This window comes from Nostoc sp., assembly GCF_041747015.1.
Lineage (GTDB): Bacteria > Cyanobacteriota > Cyanobacteriia > Cyanobacteriales > Nostocaceae > Nostoc.
The window spans coordinates 1-6,503 of record NZ_JBGTFY010000352.1; the positions used below are offsets into that span (position 1 = coordinate 1).

Here is a 6,503-nt window from a genome sequence, read left to right on the forward strand (position 1 = left end):
AGGAGAGAGTAGACGCAGGCAGTTGCAGATCAGTCATAGTTACTGGTTTGAGGAAAGTCCGGACTCCCGAAAGACCAAACTTGCTGGATAACGTCCAGTGCGAGCGATCGTGAGGATAGTGCCACAGAAAGATACCGCCAAATCAGTGCTGAGTAGAGAGTGCTGAGTGCTGAGTAAAGAAAACTCAGTACTCAGAACTCAGCACTCACAACTGCTTTGGTAAGGGTGCAAAGGTGCGGTAAGAGCGCACCAGCAGCGTCGAGAGGCGCTGGCTCGGTAAACCCCGGTTGGGAGCAAGGCGATAGGAACTATGGTTGGTCTTTTACCAGTTCCGCTCAACGAGAGCCGCTAGAGGCGTCTGGTAACAGGCGTCCCAGATAGATAACTGCCCTCGCAAGAGAACAGAACCCGGCTTATGTCCTGCTCTCTCCCCATCAACGAAAATCCGTCGTTTCAGACCGCATTTTTCTTAAAATCTGTACGGAATCTGTGGGTAAGCGTTCGCGTAGCGTCTCGTAGAGAAGCTCGTCGTAGACATCGCTAATTCATAATTTAAAGCATTCCTAGTATCTCTAATGCTGTATCCAGATGCCATTTAACCCGATAGAGTCCAAATAGAGAAGAACCATTAACCGAATATTTACATTTGCGTGTCACCAAGGAAATGAAGGAGGAGGTAAAAGCTAAGAATGATCCTCCTGAGTTTTGCCGCCAAGCTATTCAAGAGAAGCTAGATAGAGACAAGTAGCGAAAAGTTGTTAGAGTAATAGTCCAAGACCATTAGAGATATAAATAGGACTTAAGCAAAACTAGACGCGGTAGGGACAATTCATGAATTGCCCCTACCCAAAAATAAGGGTTTCGGCTATTGTTTGCGTAAGTCTTAATAAAATAGATAGCTAGTTGCCTTCCCCCGTGCCCCGTACCCCCTTCTCTTTCTCATGTAATGCCCCTTCCTTATCCACGCCGTCAGCGGCAACTTGAAAGTTTAATCCAAAAATTTGGTCTATCGCTAGAAGCGCCAATAAAGTGGGAATTGCTGGATTTAGCACTAACTCATCCCACTGTCTCTGAGTCGGCAAATTATGAACAGTTGGAGTTTGTTGGCGATGCAGTGGTGCGCCTGGTGTCAGCTGTTTTGTTGTGGGAAACTTATCCCGATTGTCCAGTCGGGGATTTCGCAGCAATTCGCTCGGTGTTGGTGAGCGATCGCATCCTCGCCCAATTGGCAAGATTTTATGGTTTAGAGTTATACTTACTAGTCGCTGGCAGTGCTACCGCCGATAAAGTTGGTCAAGAGTCACGACTGGCAGATGCTTTTGAAGCAGTTCTCGGTGCGCTTTACTTAAGCACTCAAAATCTGGAACTAATCCGCTCTTGGTTAGATCCCCACTTTCAACAACTAACCACAGAAATTCGCCTCGATCCAGCTAGACTTAATTACAAAGCTGCTCTGCAAGAATGGACTCAGGCACAATTTAAAGTTTTACCAGAGTATCGGGTTGTGGAAGCGAATCAACCGCACCGCACTCAAGAACGTTTCGTTGCTGAAGTCTGGCTGCACGACAACAAGCTTGGTCAAGGTAAAGGACGCTCGATCAAAACTGCTGAACAAGCCGCCGCGAAGGTAGCTTTTTTAGCAATTAATAATCAGGAAAAACCCTGAGATGAAAAGATGGTTATTAGCTGATAATCAGCTTATTGTCATTTGTCCCTCGTTCTTTCTATACAAATGACAAATAACTAATGACAAACCAAATTAAAATTGCTGTCATCGGAATTGGGCGTTGGGGAGTGCATTTGCTGCGAAATTTCTTAGCAGATCCCCAAGTAAATGTAGTTGCTGTAGTAGACCCGCATCCAGAACGATTAGCGGTGGTAAAGCAGCAGTTTAACTTAGATGAAAATGTAGTATTAACAACGCAGTGCCAAGATTTAAAGAAAGTGCCAGGGTTGACAGGGGTGGCGATCGCAACTCCAGCTAGCACTCACTATGCTTTAATTAAAGACGCTCTCCAACAGGGATATCATGTTTTGGCAGAAAAACCCCTAACTCTCAACCCAGTAGAATGTCGGGAACTTTGCCAGTTAGCAGAGCAGCATCATTTAATACTGATGGTTGACCATACTTATTTATTTCACCCAGCAGTTGAGCGAGGAAAAACTGTAGTACAAGCGGGTAAATTAGGTGATTTACGCTATGGCTACGCGACGCGCACCCATTTAGGTCCTGTGCGGCAAGATGTTGATGCGCTGTGGGATTTAGCCATTCACGATATTGCTATCTTTAACGCTTGGCTGGGTCAAATCCCTGTGAAAGTACAAGCAACGGGTACGGTGTGGCTACAGGGAGAAGACGCAAAGACACGGGGAATGGCTGACCTAGTATGGCTGACACTAACATACCCAGATGGCTTTCAAGCTTATATTCACCTGTGCTGGCTGAATCCTGATAAACAGCGACGGCTAGGGATTGTGGGCAGCCTTGGGAGCTTGATTTTTGATGAAATGTTGCGATCGTCACCTCTAACCTTGCTATATGGGGAGTTTGAACAGCAGGGTAATCAATTTATTCCTGTAAATCAAAGGCAAGAGGTGCTGGAATTAGAACCAGGGGAACCATTGGGGCGGGTTTGCTCCTGCTTTGTTGTTTCTGTCCTTAACAATACTCCCTCAAAGGTTTCGTCTGGCTGGGTAGGCACTGAGTTAGTAGAAATTCTTGCTGCTTTAACATTATCTCTTCAGCAAGGCGGCAAGCCTGTTTTTCTTGACGTGTAGCCACTACTTAAAAGTCCCATTTGCACAAACTCCGCCTTTTGGAAGACTTACCAGGATAGTTTGCAATGGCGAAAGACGAATCTCGCAAGTCTCCTTCCCAAGTAGCAGCAGGGACTTCGGCAACTTCTCGTTGTCTATCCCTGTTTTCAAAGATTTGTTGATCCCCAAAGAGGGACTTCCCGCAGACTCTTGTAAACTAGGGTAGCGGCTTACCTTTACCCCCTCATTCCCAGAAGAAAATCCCAGATCCCCGACATTTCCTTCTTTCTTTAGAACAGGTAACAGCGAGATATCAATCAAAGGTATGATAATTTTCACTGTCGTACCTTGATGAAGTCCCACACTCTCAAGAGTAATGCTGCCTCCCATAAGTTCGATTAAATTCCGTGAAATCGCCAATCCCAGTCCAGTACCTTCAAACTGGCGCGTGGTTGTGCCATTCACCATCACAAAAGGGCGAAATAGTTTGTGCTGTTGAGCCGGATCAATGCCTATACCTGTATCTTTGACTGCTACCACCACCTGATATTTACCATCACTGAGTTGAATTTCTGTAGAAATGGTGATGCTTCCTACATCAGTGAACTTAGTAGCGTTGCCAATAACATTAATCAGCACCTGCTTCAATTTTACCGCGTCTGCACTAATTGGTATTGGTTCAGTATCTAACTCACATTTCAATTGCAACCCTTTTTGCTGAACATTAACTGATTGTAGATTAATCACCTCTAACAATATTTGTCGGAGATCAATAGGTGTCGTGATTACTGAAAGCTTACCTGCTTCGATTTTAGAAATGTCGAGTAAATCATTAATAATACTTAGCAAGTGAATCGTTGTTTCATCGGCGAGTTTGAGAAACTCCATTTCTTCTTCCCGGTTATCGCACAAACCATCTTCAACCAGGCGAATACAGTTAATAATAATATTTAATGGGTTTCTCAACTCATGGGAAGTTGTAGCCAAAAACTGGCTTTTAATCTGGTTAGCGGTTTTGGCTTCTTTCCAAGCTATTTCCAATTCTTCTGCTCCAGCTTTCAGCCGTTCTACCATTTGGTCTAGTGCTTGAGCTAGTTGATTGAATTCCCGGATTTGGAAATTGTGCGGAACTGGTTGTGCAGCGTGGTGAGAGTGAATATTTAGAGCGTAGTCTCGCAATTCTTCTACAGGACGTGCCAAGTAAGGAGCTAGATATAGAGACGCTGACAAACTTGCACCAATCAAACCAACTGTCAAAACGATGAGGATTAATTTGATTTCCTCTAAACCAAAAAGCGCATTATCGACACTAGTAACAGCTAAGACTATCCATTTTTTCTGCTGCTGTTGGGTGAGCGGATTTGCAATAGCCGTATAGCCAGCTATTAATTCTTTCCCCTGTGTAAAAGACAAGTTTATCGAATCGTTTTGTCCTGAAATTGCATTTTTAATTATGCTCTTGAGTTGGGAAGCATTTCGGTGCTGATTGATATTAGTTCCCACCCAGTCTATGAATGGGTGCGCCAAAATTGTGCCATCTTCAGTAATCACTACCACAGCGCCTGTAAGCGATCCCGGCGGATTGCTGGTTTTTTGGGACAATGCAGACTGAATACTTAAGCTGTAAACTAAATTTCTTCGGCTATCGAAAACTGGTGCAGATAACACTAATCGCAATTGATTTTGGGTGTTTCTTTTTCCAGTTATTCCTGCCTTGGACGGGATGAGTGGTTTGACATCAATTCCTTCACTAGGCAAAGGTAATCTTAATTCTCCAATTGCTTGATCCCCACAACTACTAGCAATTATCTTCTGGTTTAGGAGATTCGTTAATTGAATGCACTCAATATTGGCTGGAAGTTGTTGCTTTAACTGGGTGAGAATTTCTTGCTCTCGTATAGGCGACGCAATCACTGTTGTTTTGCTTACACTCAGCAAATTAGCTTTTAAGATAGCGATCGCATCTACAGTTCTCTCCCCTTTGTTAATAGCGCTTTCTGTTAAATTTTGACGGGCAGTTCTCAATATGCTAGAACGTGCCTTATTTAGGGCAACAATCTCGCCTACAAGTAAAACTGGAACGAACAGCAGCAATATTCTCGTTACTAAAATACGACGAAAGGATGATTGACGGGAATTAGTCATCGAGTGTCTCACTTGACATCTGCAAATCACAACAGCAAAGATATGCAATTAGACTAGCTAGATGAGATATTTTATGAAGTTATCAGAACTTTATTTTCAATGTTTAAAAATAACAAATTGCGATAATTCAAAAAGAAACCTGCTATACCAAAACTCATATATGCTAGATGTAGAAGTGATTTGTGTTGCATATAAATACAGTGATAAAATCGGTAACCAGTAGCTTACAAGCATAGATTTTTTGTGAGAATCTACACACCCTCTAAGAAAATATTAAAACTATCAAATCAATTTAATGTTGCAACATCGTCCTCATACTACAGTTGTTTTAGCAATGAGTGTAGATGGCAAGATAGCAGATTTTAAGCGATCGCCTGCTCGGTTTGGTTCAAGGGTTGATAAAGTACACTTAGAAAAACAAACTGCTGCCTCTGATGCCGTTTTATTCGGTGCTGGTACTCTGGGCGCTTATGGAACAACACTTACCGTATCAGATCCAACTTTAGTACAACATCGAGTCCAAGGAGGTAAGCCTCCCCAGCCGATTCATATAGTAGTTACACATTCTGCAAACCTCAATCCGGAAATTAACTTTTTTAAGCAACCAGTTAGACGCTGGCTACTTACGACAACTGCGGGTGCACTTTCCTGGAAAGGACGCTTACAGACACTTCCCTCAACGGCAGGAACTCCCGCACAGGAGTGTCCTTCCAAATTTGAGCAGATTCTAGTTTTTGAAACACCAACGGGAGAAATTGACATTCCCGCAGCTTTGAAGCATCTAGCCAATATACATATAACACGCTTGGCGGTGTTGGGTGGAGGTGAATTAGTCGCTTCCTTGCTGGAATTAGATTTAATTGATGAATTATGGCTGACTGTCTGTCCGCTGATTTTAGGTGGTAATACCGCACCCACACCTGTTGAAGGGAAAGGATTTTTAGCCGATTTAGCTCCCAAGTTGCAACTTCTAGAAGTTCATACAGTTGAACAAGAAGTGTTTCTGCACTATCATCTGCAACGACCAGCATTCTTAGATTACGCTAAGTAAAGTTATTTATTGGGCATGGGGCATTGATTATTCCCCTTGTCTCCCTTGTCTCTCTTATCTCCCACTCCCTACTCCCTATATCCTAAAAAGTGGAACAACCTAAGCCTCGCTATTCTGTCGTTTGGACGAACAAAATCGCTGAAGTACCCCAAAATGCCTGGAATGCTTTGGCAATGCCACTCAAAACGCCGTTTTTAGAATGGGAGTGGTTAAACAATCTCGAAACCTCCCAGAGTACTACGGCTAAAACTGGTTGGTTGCCAAATCACTTGACAGTGTGGCGAGATAGAACGCTGATTGCTGCTGCGCCACTTTATCTCAAAGGACATAGTTCTGGTGAATTTGTTTTTGATCACCAATGGGCAGAGTTAGCCGATCGCATCGGAGTCCAATATTACCCAAAATTGCTGGGAATGACACCATTTACTCCGGTTGAAGGTTATCGGTTCTTAATTGCCCCAGGAGAGGATGAAGATGAAATTACAGCGATGATGCTGCATGAAATTGATGCTTTCTGCTCCAAAAATCGAATTTCTGGGTGTCATTTTCT

5 protein-coding genes and 1 other RNA gene are annotated in these 6,503 nt (G+C 43.4%); 5 read left to right on the forward strand and 1 reads right to left on the reverse strand.

What is annotated here, in order from left to right; genetic code table 11:
* The first annotated feature begins 4 nt into the window (after positions 1 to 4).
* From rnpB to ACEW80_RS28225, 3 genes are all read left to right on the forward strand, one after another.
* Positions 5 to 432: RNase P RNA component class A (gene rnpB / locus ACEW80_RS28215), an RNA gene on the forward strand.
* Between the two features lie 514 nt (positions 433 to 946).
* Complete coding sequence (rnc, locus tag ACEW80_RS28220) at positions 947 to 1,666, forward strand: ribonuclease III (protein WP_373529778.1); 720 nt, start codon at positions 947 to 949, stop codon at positions 1,664 to 1,666.
* A gap of 80 nt (positions 1,667 to 1,746) precedes the next feature.
* Positions 1,747 to 2,778: a Gfo/Idh/MocA family protein gene (locus ACEW80_RS28225; RefSeq protein ID WP_373529779.1), complete on the forward strand. Its 1,032-nt coding sequence runs from the start codon at positions 1,747 to 1,749 to the stop codon at positions 2,776 to 2,778.
* A 3-nt stretch (positions 2,779 to 2,781) separates the two neighbouring features.
* Here the strand turns inward: ACEW80_RS28225 and ACEW80_RS28230 are convergent, their stop codons facing one another.
* Positions 2,782 to 4,902, reverse strand: coding sequence for an ATP-binding protein (locus tag ACEW80_RS28230; protein WP_373529780.1), 2,121 nt, complete (start codon positions 4,900 to 4,902; stop codon positions 2,782 to 2,784).
* Between the two features lie 295 nt (positions 4,903 to 5,197).
* On the opposite strand from ACEW80_RS28230, the gene ACEW80_RS28235 reads away from it, so the two are divergent.
* Both ACEW80_RS28235 and ACEW80_RS28240 read left to right on the forward strand, forming a co-directional pair.
* Positions 5,198 to 5,953: a RibD family protein gene (locus ACEW80_RS28235; RefSeq protein ID WP_373529781.1), complete on the forward strand. Its 756-nt coding sequence runs from the start codon at positions 5,198 to 5,200 to the stop codon at positions 5,951 to 5,953.
* Positions 5,954 to 6,042: 89 nt separating this feature from the next.
* A partial coding sequence (locus tag ACEW80_RS28240) for a peptidogalycan biosysnthesis protein (RefSeq protein ID WP_373529782.1) occupies positions 6,043 to 6,503 on the forward strand: 461 nt, incomplete at its 3' end.